Annotated in this window: 19 protein-coding genes; 3 read left to right on the top strand and 16 right to left on the bottom strand. The window is 69.3% G+C overall.

The window, feature by feature from the left end:
• Nucleotides 1-81 precede the first annotated feature (81 nt).
• Nucleotides 82-1,323: an aspartate aminotransferase type Ic gene (locus tag BLV96_RS30910; protein ID WP_086674201.1), complete on the bottom strand. Its 1,242-nt coding sequence runs from the start codon at nt 1,321-1,323 to the stop codon at nt 82-84.
• A 63-nt stretch (nt 1,324-1,386) separates the two neighbouring features.
• Here BLV96_RS30910 and BLV96_RS30905 point away from each other — a divergent pair, with 63 nt between their 5' ends.
• Nucleotides 1,387-1,866, top strand: coding sequence for a hypothetical protein (locus BLV96_RS30905; protein ID WP_086674214.1), 480 nt, complete (start codon nt 1,387-1,389; stop codon nt 1,864-1,866).
• A gap of 1,103 nt (nt 1,867-2,969) precedes the next feature.
• On the opposite strand, the gene BLV96_RS30900 is transcribed toward BLV96_RS30905, so the two are convergent.
• From BLV96_RS30900 to BLV96_RS30835, 14 genes are all read right to left on the bottom strand, one after another.
• A complete protein-coding gene (locus BLV96_RS30900; protein ID WP_086674200.1) occupies nt 2,970-4,196 on the bottom strand; it encodes an HNH endonuclease signature motif containing protein in 1,227 nt (408 codons plus the stop codon).
• Between the two features lie 177 nt (nt 4,197-4,373).
• Nucleotides 4,374-4,856, bottom strand: coding sequence for a hypothetical protein (locus tag BLV96_RS50875; RefSeq protein ID WP_086674199.1), 483 nt, complete (start codon nt 4,854-4,856; stop codon nt 4,374-4,376).
• Complete coding sequence (locus BLV96_RS30890) at nt 4,853-5,323, bottom strand: hypothetical protein (protein WP_244180658.1); 471 nt, start codon at nt 5,321-5,323, stop codon at nt 4,853-4,855. Before BLV96_RS30890 ends, BLV96_RS50875 begins: the two co-directional genes overlap by 4 nt.
• 2 nt (nt 5,324-5,325) lie before the next feature.
• Entirely contained in the window at nt 5,326-6,561 is a 1,236-nt protein-coding gene (locus BLV96_RS30885) for an MCE family protein (RefSeq protein ID WP_086674197.1), read from the bottom strand.
• Complete coding sequence (locus BLV96_RS30880) at nt 6,558-7,703, bottom strand: MCE family protein (RefSeq protein ID WP_086674196.1); 1,146 nt, start codon at nt 7,701-7,703, stop codon at nt 6,558-6,560. Before BLV96_RS30880 ends, BLV96_RS30885 begins: the two co-directional genes overlap by 4 nt.
• A complete protein-coding gene (locus BLV96_RS30875; RefSeq protein ID WP_086674195.1) occupies nt 7,700-8,893 on the bottom strand; it encodes an MCE family protein in 1,194 nt (397 codons plus the stop codon). Before BLV96_RS30875 ends, BLV96_RS30880 begins: the two co-directional genes overlap by 4 nt.
• Nucleotides 8,890-9,921, bottom strand: coding sequence for an MlaD family protein (locus BLV96_RS30870; protein WP_167379790.1), 1,032 nt, complete (start codon nt 9,919-9,921; stop codon nt 8,890-8,892). Before BLV96_RS30870 ends, BLV96_RS30875 begins: the two co-directional genes overlap by 4 nt.
• The gene (locus BLV96_RS30865; protein WP_086674193.1) at nt 9,918-10,955 is read right to left on the bottom strand and encodes an MCE family protein; all 1,038 of its coding nucleotides are present in this window, start codon (nt 10,953-10,955) and stop codon (nt 9,918-9,920) included. The genes BLV96_RS30870 and BLV96_RS30865 overlap by 4 nt, the downstream gene beginning before the upstream one ends.
• Nucleotides 10,952-12,274: an MCE family protein gene (locus tag BLV96_RS30860; RefSeq protein ID WP_086674192.1), complete on the bottom strand. Its 1,323-nt coding sequence runs from the start codon at nt 12,272-12,274 to the stop codon at nt 10,952-10,954. Before BLV96_RS30860 ends, BLV96_RS30865 begins: the two co-directional genes overlap by 4 nt.
• Nucleotides 12,271-13,119 carry an MlaE family ABC transporter permease gene (locus BLV96_RS30855; RefSeq protein WP_167379789.1) on the bottom strand — a complete coding sequence of 283 codons (849 nt, stop codon included), beginning with the start codon at nt 13,117-13,119 and terminating at the stop codon, nt 12,271-12,273. The genes BLV96_RS30860 and BLV96_RS30855 overlap by 4 nt, the downstream gene beginning before the upstream one ends.
• Nucleotides 13,119-13,907, bottom strand: a complete 789-nt coding sequence (locus BLV96_RS30850; protein WP_086674213.1) for an MlaE family ABC transporter permease — start codon at nt 13,905-13,907, stop codon at nt 13,119-13,121. The genes BLV96_RS30855 and BLV96_RS30850 overlap by 1 nt, the downstream gene beginning before the upstream one ends.
• 88 nt (nt 13,908-13,995) lie before the next feature.
• On the bottom strand, nt 13,996-14,760 hold the full coding sequence (locus BLV96_RS30845) for a glucose 1-dehydrogenase (RefSeq protein WP_091389721.1): 765 nt from the start codon (nt 14,758-14,760) through the stop codon (nt 13,996-13,998).
• A complete protein-coding gene (locus BLV96_RS30840; protein WP_086678047.1) occupies nt 14,757-15,614 on the bottom strand; it encodes a 3-oxoacyl-ACP reductase in 858 nt (285 codons plus the stop codon). Before BLV96_RS30840 ends, BLV96_RS30845 begins: the two co-directional genes overlap by 4 nt.
• Nucleotides 15,615-15,696: 82 nt before the next feature.
• Nucleotides 15,697-15,888, bottom strand: a complete 192-nt coding sequence (locus BLV96_RS30835; protein WP_086678049.1) for a ferredoxin — start codon at nt 15,886-15,888, stop codon at nt 15,697-15,699.
• A 70-nt stretch (nt 15,889-15,958) separates the two neighbouring features.
• Here BLV96_RS30835 and BLV96_RS30830 point away from each other — a divergent pair, with 70 nt between their 5' ends.
• Together BLV96_RS30830 and BLV96_RS30825 are read left to right on the top strand one after the other, a co-directional pair.
• The gene (locus BLV96_RS30830) at nt 15,959-17,119 is read left to right on the top strand and encodes an acyl-CoA dehydrogenase family protein (protein WP_086678051.1); all 1,161 of its coding nucleotides are present in this window, start codon (nt 15,959-15,961) and stop codon (nt 17,117-17,119) included.
• 9 nt (nt 17,120-17,128) lie between these two features.
• Nucleotides 17,129-18,148 carry an acyl-CoA dehydrogenase family protein gene (locus BLV96_RS30825; protein ID WP_086678052.1) on the top strand — a complete coding sequence of 340 codons (1,020 nt, stop codon included), beginning with the start codon at nt 17,129-17,131 and terminating at the stop codon, nt 18,146-18,148.
• Here the strand turns inward: BLV96_RS30825 and BLV96_RS30820 are convergent.
• On the bottom strand, nt 18,145-19,272 hold the full coding sequence (locus tag BLV96_RS30820) for a serine hydrolase domain-containing protein (protein WP_086678054.1): 1,128 nt from the start codon (nt 19,270-19,272) through the stop codon (nt 18,145-18,147). The genes BLV96_RS30825 and BLV96_RS30820 overlap by 4 nt on opposite strands.
• Between the last annotated feature and the right edge of the window lie 2 nt (nt 19,273-19,274).

Genomic DNA, 19,274 nt, shown 5'->3' with positions numbered 1-19,274 from the left:
CACCCAACGGTGATACGTACCTGGACGGCCCCCGGCTCGGTCAAAACGGGAAAAAGTTCTTCCCGATTCTGTTCTCGCTGGTCAGGCGCGTTCCGCCGCGGCGAGCCGGACGCACACGGCGAGCGCGCGGACGGCCTCCTCGACGACGTCGAGCGTCGGGAAGGTCGGCGCGATCCGGATCACGGCGTCGTCCGGGTCGGCACCGTGCGGGTGGGTCGCCCCGGCGGGGGTCAGCGCGACCCCGGCCTCCTTGGCCAGCCGCACGACCTCCTTCGCGGTGCCCTTGGGCACGGTCAGCGAGATGAAGTACCCGCCGGTCGGCTTGGTCCAGGACGCGAGGTCCTTCAGCTCCTCGGTGAGGATGCGGTCGACGGCCTCGAACTTCGGGCCGATGATTTCGGCGTGCTTGCGCATGTGGGCGCGGACGCCGTCCTCGTCCTTGAGGAAGAGGGCGTGGCGCAGCTGGTTGACCTTGTCCGGGCCGATGGTGCGCTTGCCGGTGTTGCCGGTCCACCAGGCGAGGTTGGCCTCGGAGGCGCCGAAGAAGCCCACGCCGGCGCCGGCGTAGGTGATCTTCGAGGTGGAGCCGAAGACGAAGACGCGATCGGCGTTGCCGGCCTCGGTGGCCAGGGCCAGCACGTCGGCCAGCGCCGGCTCGTCGTCGGTCAGGTGGTGCACGGCGTAGGCGTTGTCCCAGAAGATCCGGAAGTCCGGCGCCGCGGTGCGCATGGTGGCGAGCCGCTTGACGACGTCGTCACTGAACGTGACCCCGGTGGGGTTGCTGTACTTGGGAACGCACCAGATGCCCTTGACGGCGGGGTCCTCGGCGACCAGCGTCTCGACGGCGTCCATGTCGGGACCCTCGGCGGTCATGGCGACGGGGACGAGCTCGATGCCGAAGCGCTCGGTGAGCGCGAAGTGGCGGTCGTAGCCCGGAACGGGCGCGAGGAACTTGAGGGTGGGCTCATCGGCCCACCGGCGCTCGGCCCCGGGGAGCTTGGAGAGCAGCGCCTGCACGACGGCGTCGTGCATCAGTTCGAGGCTCGAGTTGCCGGCGGCGAGCAGCTGCCCGACGGGGACCTGCAGCGCGCCGGCGAAGATGCGGCGCAGCTCGGGCAGCCCCTTGAGGCCGCCGTAGTTGCGCACGTCGGTGCCGTCCTCGGCCTTGAAGGAGCCGTCACCGGGGAGGGTCAGCAGGCCGTTCGCGAGATCGAGCTGCTCCGGGGAGGGCTTGCCGCGGGTGATGTCGAGGGAGAGGCCGCGGTCGACCAGGGCCGCGTAGTCGCGGCGGGCCGTGTCGACGTCGACGGAAGCAGTGGTCATGCCGTCAACGCTAAACCCGGCGTCGATACCATTTCGGGGCGGGTCCTGGCTAGGGTGATCGGTGTGCATTTGGTAGTCCACGCCGACCAGCGCCAGTTCTCGTTGCGCGACTCCGGTTCTCGCCTCGACGGCAGCGGCTGGACGGCTTCGGCCGTCGAGTCCCACCGGATCGGGGCCGAGCCGGGCGGTTTGGCGATAGCCACGGCGCGGTCGGATTTGGTGGAGTCGTTGGTGGAGTTGTTGCCTTCACCGCCGGAGTTGTCGGCTGCTGCGGAGCATGTGGTGGAAGCAGATCTTCCGGTTCCGAGCGGTCGGTTGGTGATTTCCGGGCCTGCGGACTATCCGTCGCAGGAAAAGTTCTTTTCGGTGTTGCCGGGGTTGTATCGGGCTCGGGTGTCGTATGAGCCGGCTGGGCCGCCGCCGGTCGACTGGAACGACCATGAGTATGGGGAGCATTACCGGTACGTGGTGGAGATGTGGCCGGTGTCGGCTCCGTCGGGGGTCGAGGTGCTGCGGCAGGGTGCAGCTGTTTGGGATGGTTAGGGGCGGTTGCGCTGGGTGGGGTCGCGGTGTTGCGGCCTGCGCCTGGGTTGGTTAGGGCCGCTAGCGGTTGCGCAGGACATGGCAGCCGCCGTGGGCCAGGGGCTGAGGCACGGCGCGGCGGTTAGAGGCGATTACGCCGGGCTGGATCGCCGTGTTGCGGCCGCTGCCGGGGCATCCGCCTGGGTGGGTTCAGTCGCGGCCGGTTGCGTAAGACGCACGCCGGGGACGGGATTTGCGGCGGCCAGGCGCAGGGCCCGGCCATTTGGGACGGTTGGGGCGGTTGCACCGGGTGGGATCGCGGTGTTGCCGCCGCTGCGGGGCATCTGCCTGGGAGGGTTCAGTCGCGAGCGACCGCGCAGGACGCACGCGGGAACGGAAGCCGCGGCGGCGCCGAGGCAGGCGCAGCCGTTTCGGATGGTTAGTAGCGGTTGCGCCGGGCTGGATCGCGACGTTGCGGCCGCTGCCGGGGCATCCGCCTCAGCGGGTTTCGGCGCGAGTAGTTGTGCAGGCCGGAGACGGAAACTGCGGCGGGCGAGGTGCTGAGATAAGGCACACGCCGGGAACAGGTGGGGGCTGGCGCCGGCGGTCGCGCAGGACAGGTGCCGGAGCGGGAGTCGCTGCGGTTGAGCTGCTGAGGCCGAGCGAATTCACCGGCAAAGGTTGAGTGCCAGGCGCAGGCAGCTGCAGGACACCCGCCGGAGACGGGCGTTGCCTTATAGGAGGCGCCGCTCGGGACGATTGGTGCCGGACGCAAGCGATTGCACAGGACACGCGCCGGGAACGGTTGGGTGCCAGGCACAAGTAACTGCAGGACACCCGCCGGAGACAGGCGTCGCCGTGGGCGGGCGCCGTGGCTCGGCGGATCCGCTCGGGACAGTTGGGTGCCGGACGCAGGCTGTGCACAGGACACGCGCCGAGATTAAGGGCCTCGGCGGGCGAGGGCTGGTGGCGACCTGATGCGGACGTAGGTGTAGGCCCGTGATTGCACAGGACACACGCCGGGGCTGGGGCCTCGGTGAGCGAACTGCTGGTGGGGAGCTGATGCCGACGTGGGTGTAGGCCCGTAGCCTTCTGGCTGCGGGCCTTTCCCGTCTTCGGTTGTCTCAAGCCGCGAACGGCAGTGGCTGGTGCAGGTTGTTGCGCCTGGGTTTTCGGCGCTTGTCCAAGAACGCTGGCGGTAAGAACTCTGGGAGGCCGTCGGTGGCGATGCGGACTTCCCAACCTGAACGGTGCAACAGCCGGTGGTGGTGGGCGCACATCAGGACCAGGTTGTCCAAGTTCGTCGGGCCGCCTTCGGCCCAGTGGCGGATGTGGTGACCCTGGCAATGCCGGGGTGGGCGGTGGCAGCCCGGGAACGCGCAGCCTCGGTCGCGCAGGTACAGCGCTCGACGTAAGCCTGCGGAGATCAGGCGTCGGAGGCGGCCCAAGTTCAACGGCTCGCTTTTCTCGCCTAGCACCGCGGGGATGATCATGCTGTCGCACGCGTGGATCCGAGCCTCTGCCGCCGTTATCGTGCCGGTGTCGCCGAGAGTGGCCTGGCCGACTGCGGACTTCAGGTCCTTCAACGACACCGCGACCATCACGTGGGCTCGTTCGCCCGCCTGCATCGGCAGCGTGGGAGAGTTGAGGGCGAGGTCGATCGCGTCGGAGAACGCGTCGCCGTAGCGTTCCTGTGGGGAACGGTGGTCGCCGGCTTCGTCCGGGCCTGTGCGACGTTCGGCTAGTGCGTCCAGGAGGGCGCTGGTCCGGGAACCCGTTTCGTCGTCGAGACGGCCGTGTAGCTCCCACACTCCGGTTCTTTTGCGGCGCAGGGAGAGTTCCCGGCTGGGGATGGCGGGTTCGGTGGTGTCGGGTTCGGGGCCGTCGGGGTCCAGGTGCGCCACGATGCGGGCGCCGAGGGCGGCGACCTGTTTGTGGCCCGCGTCTTCGGCGAAGGTGAGGAGGTGCTGCTCGGCATCCCCGCGGTGCTCGGGCGGGATCTGCGTCAGGGCACCGACGATGGTGTCGATCATCGGGTTGCTCAGGCGGCCCTCCGCGGCTGCGGCAGCGGTTGCGAGGGCGACTGTGGGGGCGCTGTCCAGGTGGTGGCCGGGGTGTAGGGAGCGGGCTCGTTTGACGACCGTTTCAGCGGCGGACTTCGGGACGTCCGCCAGGTGCTCGAAGAGACGCGAGACAGAGCGGTAGCCGAAGAGCTCCATCACGCCACGGGACTCGATTTCCACCAGCAGCGCACCGATCTCGGCCTCGGCGGAGCGCACCACGGTAAGCAGAGTGGAGATGCGATCGGCCAGAGCCATCGCATCCGCTTTCCACACCGCTTCCGTTGCCATACAACAAGGTTAGCCGACATCGAACGCATGATCACCACACGAACGGGTGGAAAAAGAGAACTCCGGCAGGGGCACCGAAGCGTGGGGAATCGGCGCTGCCGACCACAACAGAACGCAACCACCGGAGCGCCGATTCCCCACGCCCCGGCGAAGCCGCATCTTTAAAGCCGCCAAAAGCTACAACGCCGTCAAAGAAGCAAGCTTCCAGTGACCATCAACCCGCTTGGCAGTAACAGCCAACTGAGCAACGGAAGAGGAAGGCGCACCCCCACCCGAAACAACAGTCTGCTGATCCAAGAACAAGAGAAGCGAAGCATCATCCCCCACCAGAGACCGCACCCCGACAGCCCGAACAGTAGTAGTCCGAACGAGCTTCTCAGCCGTAGCCCGAGTACGAGCCGAAGCGAACTGGTCCTGGTACTGACGAACCGCGTCCCCCGTCAAAACCTGAGACGCCGCCCGCTCGGTGCGAGCCAAATTGGCGTAGTCATAAGAGAAAACCGACTTCACCGCATCACTGACCTCAGCGGAAACCGAAGCGGTCCCAGCAGAGTCCACCAAAGCCTGATTGTCCCCCGGAGACAACGAAGCCGTCTCAACGCCGAACCACACGGCACAACCCAAAGCGAGAGCCACGACGACAGCCAACACCCGCGTCATGAGCCGGCCGCCTGGACGCCTGAGACCTTCCAGCCGTCAGGGGTTCGGGACACGTCCACCGTCAACCGGTTCAAGCGCGGGGAAGCCGCACCGCCGCCGGATGAAACCCGGACGTCCAGGACCGCCAGCAGACGAGCCGAGTCGGCGGAAATCTCCGTCACCGCCGCCTGGACCAGCGATGCCGACGAAACCGTGCGTGCGCTCGATGCCCGCTCGATCTGGACCTGCCGGTCGCTCGAAAGGTCCTTTCCGTACTGCCCCGTTGTCGCCGCTATCCAGCGGTCCACGTCCGCGCCGGCCGAGCGGTAGTCGATCGTGTTCAGCGTCACCAGTTCCGGGCCGGCCGCCGCCAGCACCGCGTCGCGGTCGCGACCGCGTGCCAAGGACTCGTCCGACGCGGCTCGCCACCAGGTCCACCCGGCGAACAGGGCCGCCAGTACCGAAAGTACCGCCGCCACGACCAAAATTCTCACGGGGCGCCCAACAGCCGGCCGAGGCCACCGGACGACGGCCCCGTCAGCAGGCTCAGCATTCCCGGCAGCTGCGGCGGCGACGAAGAGGCAGCCTGCTGCGATGGCGCCGCCGGAATCGCCGGTGGCTTTCCCGCGTAAGGCGCGTTCTGCGCCCCGCGAACTCCGGTCGGGCTGCCCGGCGGCTCCGCGCAGTACGCGTTCATGTTCACCGGCGCCTCGGTCTGGTCGTTCGCCGGACGCTGCTTCGTCCCCTCGTACCCCTTCGTGCACGACGCCGGGTCGAAGAAGTTGAACACCACGCCGAGGTGTCCCGTGCCGTCCGGGGACGTCGATGGCGAGAACGCCCCGATGATCGGGTACGCCACCAACAGTTCCTCGAGGGAATCGCGCCGGGACGACGTGATCTGCGCCGTCGTCAGCAGGTTCGCGAACAGCACGCCCAGATCCGTCCCGGACGCGGCGAGCACGTCGCTGATCTGCCGGCTCAGCTGCGGCGCCTGAGCGATCACGCGCCGCAGGTCCGGGTCGGACTTCTTGAGCTGGCCCGCGATCGTGCGCAAACCCGAAGCGAAGTCGGTGATGTTCGCCGCCTGCCGCTGCTGCGTGTCCAGGACCACCCGCGAGTTCGACAGCAACCCCTGCGTCTGCGGGACGTACTGCGCGGCGACGGCGGTCAGCGAGCCCGTGCTGTCCAGCAGCTGCTGCAGTTCCGGGCCCGCGCCGGCGAACGCGTTGTACGTCTCGTCGACGACCGTCCGCAGCGACTCCGGGTGCACGCTCGCGACGAGATCGTCCAAATGCGACAGCACCGTGTCCGGCGACGGCGGCAGCGACGTCTTGTCCGCCGTGATCACCGAACCGTCCTTCAGGAACGGCCCGCCGTCGTGCAACGGCAGCAGGTCGACGAACTGCTCCCCCACCGCCGACCGGTTCGCCACCTGCGCGTGCGCGTCGGCCGGGATTTCCGGGGCGCCCGCGTCGATGTCGAGCGCGACGTCGACGCCGTGCTCGGTCAGCGTCATCCCTGTCACCCGCCCGACCGTCACGCCGCGGTAGGCGACCTCGGAGTTGACGAAGACGCCGCCGGAGTCGGTCAGCTGCGCGGTGACGACATAGCCGCGGTTGCCGAACAACCGGTCCAGGCCCGCGTAGTGGCCGCCGGCGTAGACGACCGACACCACCGCGATGACGACGAACGCGAACAGCTGGATCCGGATCTTGCGGGTGGTCACCTGCCACCCCCGATCAGGCCGAGCAGGCCGCCCAGCAGGTCGGGCCCGGCGGACTGCGGAACCGGACCGAGGTCGGGCAGCGGCAACGGCGGCGCGACGGCGGACGGCTGCCCGGCCGGCAACGCGATCGGCGGCTGCGACGAGTTCGTGAAGTTCGAGATCAGCGTGTCCAGGTCGAGGTTCACGTTCGCCTCGACGTTCGCGTAGTCACCCTTGATCACGTTGCCCGCGTAGTCCGGGAACGGGTACGTCAGCAGGATCTGCAACGCGTTCGGCAGATCGGCACCGGCCTCGCCGAGCTTCGTCAACGTCGGCTGCAGCGCCTTGAGGTTCGCGACGAGCTGGTCGCGGCTCTTCGTCACCGTGTCGACGGCGACGCCGGACAACGTGTTCAGCGCGTTCAGCATGCCGACGAGCTGGTCGCGTTGATCGGTGACGATCTTCAGGCCCGGTGCCAGGTTGTCGAGCGCGTTCGTCAGGTTCTGCGTCTGGCCGGCCAAAGTGTGCGACAGCTTGCCGAGACCGTCGATCGCGCGGAGGATCTCGGTGCGGTGCCCGTCGAGCTGGGTCGCCAGTTCGTCCACACGCGACAGCAGCGCGCGGATCTCCGGCTCGTTGCCGGACAACGCGTCGTTCAGCTCGTGGCTGATCTTCTGGATCTGCTCGACGCCGCCGCCGTTGAGCAGCAGGGAAAGCGCGCCGAGCACCTCCTCGACCTCGGGGTTGCGGTTCGTCCGCCCGAGCGGTATCTGGGCGCCATTACTTAGGTGACCGGACGCCGGCTCGGCCGTCGGCACGCTCAGCTCGACGAACTTCTCCCCCAGCAACGAGGACTGCTTCAGCTCGGCCCGCGCGTTGGCGGGCAACGCGATGTCACCGTTCACGGTCATCGCGACCAACGCGGACCGCGTGTCCGGCGTCAAGGAAATCTTGTCGACCCGCCCGACGGCGACGTCGTTGACCTTGACGCTGGACTGCGGCACCAAGTCCAGGACGTCGGTGAACAACGCCGTGACGTGGTACGGGTGGTCGCCGACGTCCGCGCCGCCCGGCAGCGGAGTTCCGTAAAGGCCGTTGAACCCGCCGTCGCTGCAGGCCGCCAGTACGAGCACCCCGGCGAGCACTCCCGCGAGCCGCTTCACTTCGCACCGCCCGTCAGCTGCTCCATGACGTCGACCAGCGGGAGCGGCAACGGCGGCAAAGTGCCGTTCTGCAGGGAATTGAGCACCTGGGGGATGGTCGGCAGCTTCAACGCGCCGTCCAGGACCGGCGCCAGCTGCTTGCAGATGTTCCCCAGCGTGTCCGGCACTTCCTTCGGCGTGAACGAGCTGATCAGCCGGCACACGGTGAGGATCGGCGGGTTGGTCAGCTCGTTGAGGTTGTCGCGGACGGCGATCGTGCCCGACGCGGCGTCGTAGGAGTTGATGAAGTTCGTCGCGCCGGTCGGGGCGATGTCGAGCACCTCGGCCAACGCGGCCCGCTGGTCGACCAGGACCTTCGACAGCGACGCCAGCTTGTCCACATTGGACTCCAGTGCGCCCTTGTTGTCGTTGACGAACTGCTGGACGTCGCCGAGCGCCCCGCCGAGGGACTGCAGAGCCGCGCCGACGTCGGACGAGTCCGCCGCGAGGAACTGGCTGACGTCGGCGACGCGGCCGTAGAACTCGTTGAGCTGCTGGTCGCTCTGGGCCAGGGCGCCGGTGAACGAATTCAGGTTCTGCACGGTCGAGAACAGGTCGTCCTTCGAACCGTCGAGGGTCTTGGCCAGGTCGGCGAGCTGCCCGACCGTCGAATTCAGCGAAGCGCCGTTGCCCTTCAACGTGTTCGCCGCGGTGTCCAGGACGCCGGACAGCGCGCCGTCCTTGTTGGCGCCGTTGGGTCCCAGCGCCGTCGACAGCTTGTCCAGGCTCGAATACAGGTCGTCCAGTTCGACCGGCGTCGCCGTGCGGTCCTTCGCCAGCACCGTTCCCGAAGCCAGGGTCGGGCCGTTGTCGTAGGCCGGGGTCAGCTGGACGTACCGGTCGCTGACCAGGCTCGGCGCGACGACGACCGCGCCGACGTCGGCCGGCAGGGACACGTCGTCGACACGCATGTCCACGCGCACCGCGTCACCCTGCGGCGTGACGTCGGTGACCTGCCCGACCGGCACGCCGAGCACCCGCACCGACGAACCCGCGTAGAGCCCGACGGTCTTGCCGAAGTAGGCGGACACCACAGTGCCGGTCGACGCACGGAACACCAGCCACAATCCCGCGGTGAGCAGCAATGCGAGCACGCACGCGAACGCCAGCCACGTCACCAGGCTGCGGCCGCGATAGGTCCGGATGGTCATCGGCCACCCACCCCCTGGTTCGGCGCCGCGATCGGCGGGGTGCAGCCTTCGGGGTTGATCGTCACCACGCCGGCGTTGATCGTTGGCGGCAGCAGCCCGCACAGGTAGCCCTCGAACCAGCGGCCGTTGCCGGTCGCGTTCGCGCCGACGCGGGCGAACGGCGCCATCAGCTGCAGGCTCTTGTCGAGGTTGCCCTGGTTGCGCTGCAGGATGTCGGTCACCTTCCCGAGCTTGTCCAGCGTCGGCTTGAGCTGCGCGCGGTTGTCCTGGACGAGCCCGGTGAGCTGCTGCGAGAGCTGCTGGGTGCCGGTGAGCAGCGCGTTGATCGCCTTCTTGCGGTTCTGCAGCTCGCCCAGCAGCAGGTTGCCGTCGCTGATCACGCGTTGCAGCTGGGCGTTGCGGTCGGACAGCGTCTTCGACACCTGGCTCGTGTTGGCCAGCAGTGTGTGCAGGTCGGCGTCGCGGGAGGAAACGGTGCGCGCCAATGATGACAACCCCGTCAGCGTGTCCTTCAGGTACTGCGGACTGTCCTTGAGACTGTCGGACAACGCGTTGAAGCTGTCCGCGAGCTGCTTCGTGTCGATGTCGCCGACCGTCGTCGAGAGCTGCTCGAACGCGTCCTGCAGCTGGAACGGCGTGCGCGTGCGGGCCTGCGGGATCGTGGTGTCCGGCTCCTGCGCGCCGTCGCCCTTCGGGTCGAGCGCGAGGTACTTCTCCCCCAGCAGCGTCTTGATCTCGATGGACGCCGTCGTCGCGTCGCCGACCCGGACGTCCTTGACGCGGAAGCGCACGAGGACCTGCTTGCCGGCCAGCTTCACCGACGACACCGTGCCGACCTTCACGCCCGCGACTTCGACCTCGTTGTCCGGCGCCAGCCCGGCGGACTCGCCGAAGTACGCCGAGTAGGTCGTGCCGTTGCCGAAGAACGGGAGCTGGTCGGAGAAGTACGTCGTGGCGGTGACGAGCACGATCAGCACGAGCGCGACCGCGCCGACTCCCGCCTGGTTGCGATCCTTCAGCGGCTTCACGGACCACACCTCTCCGCGCGCTTCGTACCGGGAAGGGGGACGATCGGCACGGTGATGTCGAGCGAGGAAATGCCGATGGTGCCGGTGATCCCGCACAGGTAGTAGTTGAACCAGCTGCCGTAGCTCAGCGTCCGGGTGAACTTCTGCAGGTTGCCCGGCAGCACTTCGAGCAGGTGGTTGAGCAGTTCGCCGGAGTCGCCGAGGTTCTGCGACAGCACGCCGAGCTGGGCGACGTCGTCCTTGAGCGCCGGGCGCGCGTCGGCGAGCAGGCCCGTCGTGGACACCGCGAGGTCGCCGAGCGCGCTGACCGCGTCGCCGATCGGCTTGCGCTGCTCGGCCAGGCCGCTGACCAGCTTCTGCGTCTGCTCGATGAGGTCGCCGAGCTGCGGGCCGTGGGCGTTGACCGTGCCGAGCACGGTGTTGAGGTTCGCGATGACCTGGCCGATCACCTGGTCCTTGCTCGCGATCGCCGTCGTGAGCGACGCGGTGTGCTGCAGCAGGCTGGTGATCGTGCCGCCCTCGCCCTGGAAGACGCTGATGATCTCGGCCGAGAGCTGGTTGACGTCCTTGGGGCTCAACGCCTTGAACAGCGGCTTGAACCCGTTGAACAGCACGGTGAGGTTGAGCGCGGGCTTGGTGCGCTCGGGCGGGATCGTGCCGCCGTCGGGTAACGCGCGATCGCCCGGCACGTCGGTGCCGAGCGCGAGGTAGCGCTGGCCGACGAGGTTGCGGTACTTGATCGTCGCGGTCACCGTCTCGGGCAGCCGGTAGGCCTGCTCGACGTCGAACCGCACCTCGGCGAAGTTCCGCTCGCCTTCGACCACCCCGATCGCGTCGACCTGGCCGACCTTGACCCCGGCGATGCGGACGTCGTCGCCTTCCTTGAGCCCGGACGCGTCGGTGAACTTCGCCAGGTAGCCGGCCGTCTCGCCGAAGTTCGTGTTCGCGATGGTGGCCGCCAGGACCCCGGTGAGCAGCACGGTGACGACGGCGAACACCGCGAGCTTGATCAGTGAGCCGGCGAAGTTCCTCATTTCAGCTCCACCTCCGCCCCGCGGTAGAGCGGCCCTACGATCAGACCGGCCCAGCCGGGCACGTCACCGGGCGAGGTGCCGAGCGCGGGCGAGGCGAGCAGGTCGATCAGGTCGGTTTCGTAGGCCGAGCCGACGATCGTGCCGTCGCCGCCGATGGCGCCGCCGCCGGCGGGCAGCGTCTCGGGCGGGTTCTTGGGCGGCGCGGGCTTGCTGGAACCGTCCTCGATCGCGCCGTCGGGCGGGTACTGCGGCCAGACGCCGGGCTTCGGGACCTGCGGGTAGCAGCGCGGGCCGCGCTTGTCGTCGTATTTCGGCTCGTCCACGCCGGGCAGGTACTTGCCGCGGCTGGCGGCGAACTCGATGGTGACCCGGCTGACCTCGGGGTGCGCGGTGCCCTTGCCGAACGCCAGTTCCGCGCGCGGCACGGATTCGGCGAGCTGACGCATCAGGCACGGGTATTCGGGCGCGTACTTCGCGAGGACGTCGAGCGTCGGCTGGATGGCCGTGGTGAGCCGGATCAGGTTGTCCTTGTTCACCTGCAGGAAGCTCGTCAGGTCGACCGACGCCGCGGTGACGGTGGCGTAGAGGTCGGTCAGCTGCGCGCGCTGGTCGACGATCGTCCGGCTGGTCGTCGTCAGGTCCGACAGCGCCTGCAGCAGGTCCGGCGCGGCCTTGTCGTAGGTGTTCGCGACGTTCGCGAGGCCGGTGATGTCGGCTTTGACGTCCGGCAGCGACGGGTTCAGCTTGCCGAGGTAGTCGCTCAGCTGCACGAGGGTCTGGCCGAGCTGCTTGCCGCGGCCCTCGAGCGCGGTCGACACCGCCGTCAGCGTGCTCGAGAGCTTCTCCGGCTGGACGGCCTGCAGCAGCGGCATGACGTCGTCGAGGACTTTCTGCAGCTCGATCGCCGCGCTGCTGCGGTCCTGCGGGATGACGTCACCGGCCTTGATCGGGCCCTCGGACGTCTCGGGCAGCTGCAGCGAGACGTACCGCTCGCCGAACAACGTCTTCGGCAGCAAGCGCGCGGAGACGTTCCGCGGGATGACGTGCGTCTTGTCCGGATCGAGGGCCAGCTCCAGCTCGGCGTGGTCGCCTTTCGCCAGCACCGAACGGACTTCGCCGACGAGCACGCCGCGGACCTTGACGTCGCCGCCGGTGCGCAGCTGGCTGCCGACGCGGTCGGTCTCCAGCTTCACGAGCGTCACCGGCGTGAAGGCCTTGTTGTAGACGGCGAGCGTGAGCGTGATGAACAGGGCGGCGACGAGCAGGAAGGCGAGCCCCAGCACCTGGTACCGGAGCCGCTGCCAGAGCTCGCGCCTCATCCGGAGATCCTCACCGTCGTGTTCGCGCCCCAGATCGCCAGCGACAGGAAGAAATCGAGCACCGAGATCAGCACGATCGACGTCCGCACCGCACGGCCCACCGCGACGCCGACGCCGGCCGGGCCGCCGCTGGCATTGAAGCCGTAATAACAGTGGGACAGGATCACGAGCACGCTGAACACGATCACCTTCCCGAACGACCAGAGGACGTCGCCGGGTGGCAGGAAGAGCGTGAAGTAGTGGTCGTAGGTGCCCGCGGACTGGCCGTAGAGCCAGATGGTGATCTGCCGGGACGCGAGGTAGCTCGAAAGCAGGCCGACCGCGTACAACGGGATGACCGCGGCGACGCCGGCGAGCACGCGGGTCGTCACCAGGTAGGGCATGCTCGGCACGCCCATGACTTCCAGGGCGTCGATCTCCTCGGAGATCCGCATCGCGCCGAGCTGGGCGGTGAAGCCGCAGCCGACGGTCGCGGACAACGCGAGCCCGGCCGACAGCGGCGCGACTTCGCGGGTGTTGAAGTAGGCGGAGATGAACCCGGTGAGCGCGGCCGTGCCGAGCTGGTTCAGCGCGGAATAGCCCTGCAGACCGACGATGAGACCGGTGAACAGCGTCATCCCGATCATCACGCCGAGCGTGCCGCCGATGACGGCGAGGCCGCCGGTGCCGAAGCAGACTTCGGTGAGCAGCCGCAGCGTTTCCCGGCCGTAGCGGCGGATCGTGCGCGGCGACCAGGCGAGGGCTTTCGCGGCGAACGCAAGCTGCTTGCCGAGGCCTTCCAGGCTCTGGCCGGGACGCGCGATGTACTCGAGCGTCCGGTCGCGGTCGATCGGTTCCGCCGTCATCACATGGCCTTCGGCGGGACGATCCGCAGGTAGATCGCGGTGAGCACGACGTTGATGAGGAACAGCAGCAGGAACGTGATGACGACGGCCTGGTTGACGGCGTCGCCGACGCCCTTCGGCCCGGGCGGCGGGTTCAGCCCGCGGAACGCGGCGACGACCCCGGCGACGAAGCCGTACAGCAGCGCCTTGATCTCGCTGACCCAGAGGTCCGGCACCTGGGCCAGCGCGTTGAAGCTGGCCAGGTACGCGCCGGGCGTGCCGCCCTGGAGGACGACGTTGAAGAAGTAGCCGCCGAGCACGCCGACGACGCTGACCAAGCCGTTGAGCAGCACCGAAACGACCATCGCGGCGAGCACCCGCGGCACGATCAGGCGCTGGATCGGGTTGACGCCGAGGACCTCCATGGCGTCGATCTCTTCGCGGATCTTGCGCGCGCCGATGTCCGCGCAGACCGCGCTGCCGCCGGCGCCCGCCACGAGCAGCGCGGTGATCAGCGGGCTGGCCTGCTGCACGATGGCGAGCGCGCTGGCCGCGCCGGTGAACGACTGGGCGCCGATCTGCGCGGTCAGCGAACCGAGCTGCAACGCGATCACGGCGCCGAACGGAATGGCGACCAGCGCGGTCGGCAGGATCGTGACGCTGGCGAAGAACCAGCACTGCTGGATCCATTCCCGCGCCTGGAACGGGCGTTTGAAGATCGCGCGCAGGACTTCCCAGGAAAGCGTCGCGAGGCGGCCGACCTGGGTCAGGGCCGCGGTTCCCGGGAGCGTGCCCGTGCTCTCGCTCACCACACCTCCCAGTAGGTCGTCGCTGACCTCCGAGTGTTCTCCATACCCGGTGCCCGATTTTCGTTAGCGGTGTTAACTGATCTTGCGGTCAGAAACTGAGGTTGAGCGCGTGCGACGCCGTGGCGCCGCCGTCCGCGACGAACTCCGCTCCCGTGCAGTACGCGCTTTCGTCGCTGGCCAGGAAGAGGACGAGCTTCGCGATGTCCTCCGGCTGCCCGACCCGGCCGAGCGCCACTTTCTTCCCGACGTACGACATGTCGACTTTCTGCCCGCCCGCCGCGGTCTCGACCATCCGCGTGTCGATCGCGCCGGGGTGCACCGAGTTGACGCGGATGTGCTTGCGGCCGAGCTCCATCGCGGCGACCTTGGTCATCCCGCGGATGGCGAACTTGCTCGCGGTGTAGGCGATCAGGTAGGGCATCCCGGCCAGTCCCTCCACAGAGGACACGTTGACGATGGAGCCACCGCCGGCGGCGGTCATCGGTTCAACGACCGAGCGCATCCCGAGAAACGCCCCGATCTGGTTCACCCGGATGACGCGTTCGTAGTCGGCCAGCGTCGTCTTGCCGAGTTCCGAGAAGTGGAGGATGCCCGCGTTGTTGACCAGCACGTTCGGCGCGCCGAACTCGGTGGCCGCCCGGTCGACGGCGGCGGCCCAGCCGTCCTCGTCGCCGACGTCGAGGTGCTGGTAGACGGCCCGCTCCCCCAGCTCGGCGGCGAGCTGCTTGCCCTCGTCGTCGAGGATGTCGGCGAGCAGCACCTTCGCGCCCTCGGCGACGAACGCGCGTGCGGCCGCTTCGCCCTGGCCGCGCGCGGCGCCGGTGATGAGGGCGATCTTCCCGTCCAGCCTCATGACTCTCCCAGGATTTCGGTGGCGGCGAACATCCGGCCGGGGTCGCGGTCGGCGAAGAAGGTGCTGACCGACGTCTCGAGCTCGTCGAGGGACCAGCGCTGCTCGATCCGCGGCGCCCCGACCAGCGAGACGGCGCCGCCGTGGACGATGAACACCTGGCCGTTGACGTGCTCGGCGGCCGGCGAAGCGAGGTAGGCGACGAAGGGGGCGACGTGCTCGACCGAGAGCGGATCGGCCCCCTCGGCGGGAGCGGAGCCGAACACGCCCTCGGTCATCGCCGTCCGCGCGCGCGGGCAGATCGCGTTGGCGCGGACGCCGTACTTGGCCAGGCCGCGGGCGGCCGACATGGTGAGCGCGGTGATACCCGCCTTCGCCGCGGCGTAGTTGGGCTGACCGGGCGAGCCGATGAGGAACGCCTCGGACGCGGTGTTGACCAGCCGGCCGTACACCGGCTGTCCGTCCGCTTTGGACTTGTCGCGCCAGTACTTCGTCGCGTTGCGGGACAACAGGAAGTGGCCGCGCAGGTGGACGCGCAGGACGGTGTCCCACTCGTCGTCGGACATCGAGAAGAGCATCTTGTCGCGCAGCACGCCCGCGTTGTTGACCACGATATCGAGCCCGCCGAGGTCGAGCGCGGCGGCCACGAGCGCGTCCGCAGTCGTCCGGTCGCCGACGTCACCGGCGACCGCGACAGCCTTGCCACCTGCCCCTTCGATCTCTTCGACGACGTCCTTGGCCTCGGTGATGTCGTTGACGACGACGGTGGCCCCGCGCGCGGCGAGGGCGAGGGCTTCGGCCCGTCCCAATCCCGCGGCGGCGCCCGTTACGATCGCTGTCCTGCCGGTCAGGCTCACGCAAGGCCTCCTCGTCGAGTCCTGTGACCGCGCCTACACTAGAATCTGTTCTTGCTCTTCGCAAGAGGTTCAGTGAACACCGCTAACCGGCGATGAACAGGGCGTTCTTCGGGCAGCCTTTGACCGCATCTGTAACTTGTTCTATTCGATCGGCTAACACCGGGCCCGGCTGGATGACGAGTTCTTCGTCGTCGTCCAGGTCGAAGATGTCCGGCGCGAACCCGACACACACCGCGTTCGCCTCGCAGAGCGAACGATCGACGCCGATCTCCATGCTTCCTCCGCCGCGTGAGTCCTGGTACAACTAGAACAGGTTCTACTATAACGCCGGATCGAGGTGACGGGTGCGGATCGACTACACACCGGAGCAGCGCGCGCTGGCCGCGGAGCTTCGGGAGTACTTCGCCGAGCTGATGACGCCGGAGCGGCGGGAGAGCCTGCGCGCGGGCGACGAGTACGGCGATGGCGTGGCGTACAAGGAGATCGTCCGGCAGCTGGGCAAGGACGGCTGGCTCGCGCTGGGCTGGCCGAAGGAGTACGGCGGGCAGGACCGGTCGATGCTCGACCAGCTCATCTTCACCGACGAGGCGGCGGTCGCCGGGGTGCCGGTCCCGTTCCTCACGGTCAACACCGTCGGGCCGACCATCATGCGCTACGGCACCGACGAGCAGAAGGCGTTCTACCTGCCGAAGATCGCCGCCGGCGAGCTGCACTTCTCGATCGGCTACTCGGAGCCGGAGGCCGGCACCGACCTCGCGTCGCTGCGGACGCGCGCGGTGCGCGACGGCGACGAGTACGTCGTCACCGGGCAGAAGATGTGGACGAGCCTGATCGAATACGCCGACTACGTCTGGCTCGCCGTCCGGACCGACCCGGACGCGAAGAAGCACCGCGGGCTGTCGATGCTGATCGTGCCGACGTCGGCTCCCGGGTTTTCGTGGACCAAGGTGCGCACGGTCGCGGGCGCCGGGACGAGCGCGACGTACTACGACGAAGTGCGCGTGCCGGTGTCGGCGCGCGTCGCCGAGGAGAACGCCGGCTGGCCGCTGATCACCAACCAGCTCAACCACGAGCGCGTCGCGCTGACGTCGTCGGCGCCGGTCCGCAAGGCCCTCGCCGACGTCCTGGCGTGGGCGAAGGAAACCGGTGCCATCGACCAGGAATGGGTGCGGGTGCACCTCGCGCGGGTGCACGCCGGGGCGGAGTACCTGAAGCTGCGGAACTGGCGGATCGCCTGGGCGGCCGCGGCGAGCGAGCTCGGGCCGGCGGAGGCGTCGGCGACGAAGGTGTACGGCACGGAGTTCGCGATCGAGGCCTACCGGCTGCTGATGGAGGTGCTGGGCGCGGCCGCCGTCGTCCGCGACGGCTCGCCGGGCGCGCTGCTGGCCGGGCGGATCGAGCGGCTGCACCGCTCGGCGCTGATCCTCACCTTCGGCGGCGGCACCAACGAGATCCAGCGGGACATGATCGCCGCGACCGCCCTCGGCCTGCCCGTCACGCGCTAGGAGCGTCTCATGGACTTCACCCCTTCCGAGGCGTCGGCCGATCTGGCCGCGCTGACCCGGCGGATCGTTGCCGACAAGGCGACCCATGATCCGCACGGCAGCGGCGGCTTCGACGCTCCACTGTGGACGGCGCTGGGCCAGGCGGGCGTGCTCGACGCGGCCCTGCCGTCGGCGCTGGGCGGCGGCGGGTTCGGCCTCTTGGAGCAGTGCGCGGTGCTCACCGAGATCGGCCGCGGGGTGGCGGCGGTGCCGTACCTGCCGTCGATCACGATGGCGGCGGCCGCGCTGGCCGAGTTCGGCACGCCTGAGCTGGTGGACCGCTGGGTGCTGCCGGTCCTGCGAGGAGAACGTGTTCTAGCGGTGGCGCTGTCCGGGTTCACGGCTTCGGACGGCGTGCTTTCGGGCTCGCGGTCCGCGGTGGCGTTCGGCGCGTTCGCCCACGGGTTCCTCGTGGCGGCGTCCGGCGAGGTCTTCCTGGTCGACGCGGCCGCGTCCGGCGTCTCGGTGCGGCCGCAGGCGACGACCGACCACGCGGACGCGTGCCTGCTCGAACTGTCCGGTGTGCCGGGGGTTTCCCTGGGAGACATCGGCGAGTGGCTGCGGCTGCGCGGGACGGTCGGCGTGTGCGCGCAGCAGCTCGGCGTCGTCGAGCGATCCCTGGAGCTGACCGCGGCGTACGCGGCCGAGCGCAAGCAGTTCGACCACGTCATCGGCGGCTTCCAGGCGGTCCGCCAGCGCCTCGCGGACGCCTACGTCGACGTCGAGGCGGTGCGCCTGACGTCGCTGCAGGCCGCCTGGCAGCTGGCCTCGGACCGGCCGGCGGCGGAAGCGGTGGCGACGGCCAAGTTCTGGGCCGCGGAGGCGGGACACCGCGTGGCCCACACGACGGTGCACGTCCACGGCGGTGTCGGCATCGACGTGGACCACGAGGTGCACCGCTACTTCACCGCGGCGAAGCGCCTCGAATTCGAGCTCGGCCCGGCGACCCCGCAGCTGCTGGCGCTCGGTGACGAGCTCGCGGGAGGCTAAGCCGCGTACGTCCAGAACTCGCGCATCAGCTCGGTCGGTTCCGGGCTGGTCATCTCGACCTGCGTCAGCAGGACGGTGACCGTGCCCGTCGCCGGGCGCAGGTGCCAGGCCGTTCCCGCGCCGCCCACCCAGCCGTAGCGGCCCGGGACCTCCCACGGTTGCTTCGCCTCGACGTCGACCGAGCCGCCGTAGCCCCAGCCCTGGCCGTGCAGGAACACCCGGCCGGCCTCGCGCTGGGCCGGCGTCAGGTGGTCGGTCGTCATCGCGTGCACCGACCGCGCCGTCAGCAGCCGGTGGTCGCCGACCGTGCCGTCGTCCAGCAGGAACCGGGCGAACGCCAGCAGGTCGTCGGCCGTCGAGACCAGGCCCGCCGCGCCGGACGGGAACGCCGGCGCGGCGCTCCACCGGCCCTCCGGCGAGTCGATCAGCCGCAGCCCGTTCTCGCCGGGCCGGTACGCGCTGGTGAACCGGCCCAGCGCGGCGGTCGGCACCGCGAACCCCGTGTCGGCCATGCCCAGCGGCTCGAACAACCGCTCCGCCAGGAACTCCGGAAGCGACCGGCCCGACACCCGCGCGATCAGCACACCCTGGAGGTCCGAACCGGTGTCGTACAGCCACGCCTCCCCCGGCTGGTGCAGCAGCGGCACCTGCGCCAGCGCGGCCAGCCACTCGTCCGGCGCCAGCGCCTGCGCCGCCGCCGGCAGGCCGAGCACCTGCAGCAGCAGGTCGACCGCGGGCAGCGTCAGGTCCGCCGCGAGGCCGTACCCGCAGCGGAACGTCAGCAGGTCGGCCACCGTGATCGGGCGGACGGCGGGCACGACGTCGTCGACCGGCCCGGCCGGCGTCCGCACGACCACCGGGGACGCCAGTTCCGGCAGCCAGCGCGCGATCGGGTCGTCCAGCGCGAGCTCGCCGTCGTCGACGAGCAGCAGGAGCGCCGCGGCGACGATCGGCTTGGTCAGCGACGCGATGCGGAACAGCGAGTCGCGCGCCATCGGCACGGTGCCCTCGGCGTCGGCCGAGCCCACAGCCGTCACTTCGAGCCCTTCGCCGTGCGCGACGAGCGCCACCGCGCCCGGCACGTCGGTGGCGTGTTCGGTCAGCACCTCGGTCAAGGTCGGCATGC

Origin of the sequence: Amycolatopsis pretoriensis, assembly GCF_900107925.1 — a bacterium.
In the GTDB taxonomy this organism is placed as follows: Bacteria; Actinomycetota; Actinomycetes; order Mycobacteriales; family Pseudonocardiaceae; genus Amycolatopsis; species Amycolatopsis pretoriensis.
The sequence above is the reverse complement of the archived record's forward strand: the minus strand, read 5'-3'. Positions and strand labels throughout refer to the sequence as shown.

Coding starts and splice junctions, on each gene's coding strand:
- BLV96_RS30825 (WP_086678052.1), top strand. CDS start 17,129: ATGGACTTCACCCCTTCCGAGGCGTCGGCCGATCTGGCCGCGCTGACC.
- BLV96_RS30835 (WP_086678049.1), bottom strand. CDS start 15,888: ATGGAGATCGGCGTCGATCGTTCGCTCTGCGAGGCGAACGCGGTGTGT.
- BLV96_RS30910 (WP_086674201.1), bottom strand. CDS start 1,323: ATGACCACTGCTTCCGTCGACGTCGACACGGCCCGCCGCGACTACGCG.
- BLV96_RS30860 (WP_086674192.1), bottom strand. CDS start 12,274: ATGAGGCGCGAGCTCTGGCAGCGGCTCCGGTACCAGGTGCTGGGGCTC.
- BLV96_RS30845 (WP_091389721.1), bottom strand. CDS start 14,760: ATGAGGCTGGACGGGAAGATCGCCCTCATCACCGGCGCCGCGCGCGGC.
- BLV96_RS30865 (WP_086674193.1), bottom strand. CDS start 10,955: ATGAGGAACTTCGCCGGCTCACTGATCAAGCTCGCGGTGTTCGCCGTC.
- BLV96_RS30820 (WP_086678054.1), bottom strand. CDS start 19,272: ATGCCGACCTTGACCGAGGTGCTGACCGAACACGCCACCGACGTGCCG.
- BLV96_RS30855 (WP_167379789.1), bottom strand. CDS start 13,119: ATGACGGCGGAACCGATCGACCGCGACCGGACGCTCGAGTACATCGCG.
- BLV96_RS30900 (WP_086674200.1), bottom strand. CDS start 4,196: ATGGCAACGGAAGCGGTGTGGAAAGCGGATGCGATGGCTCTGGCCGAT.
- BLV96_RS50875 (WP_086674199.1), bottom strand. CDS start 4,856: ATGACGCGGGTGTTGGCTGTCGTCGTGGCTCTCGCTTTGGGTTGTGCC.
- BLV96_RS30875 (WP_086674195.1), bottom strand. CDS start 8,893: ATGACCATCCGGACCTATCGCGGCCGCAGCCTGGTGACGTGGCTGGCG.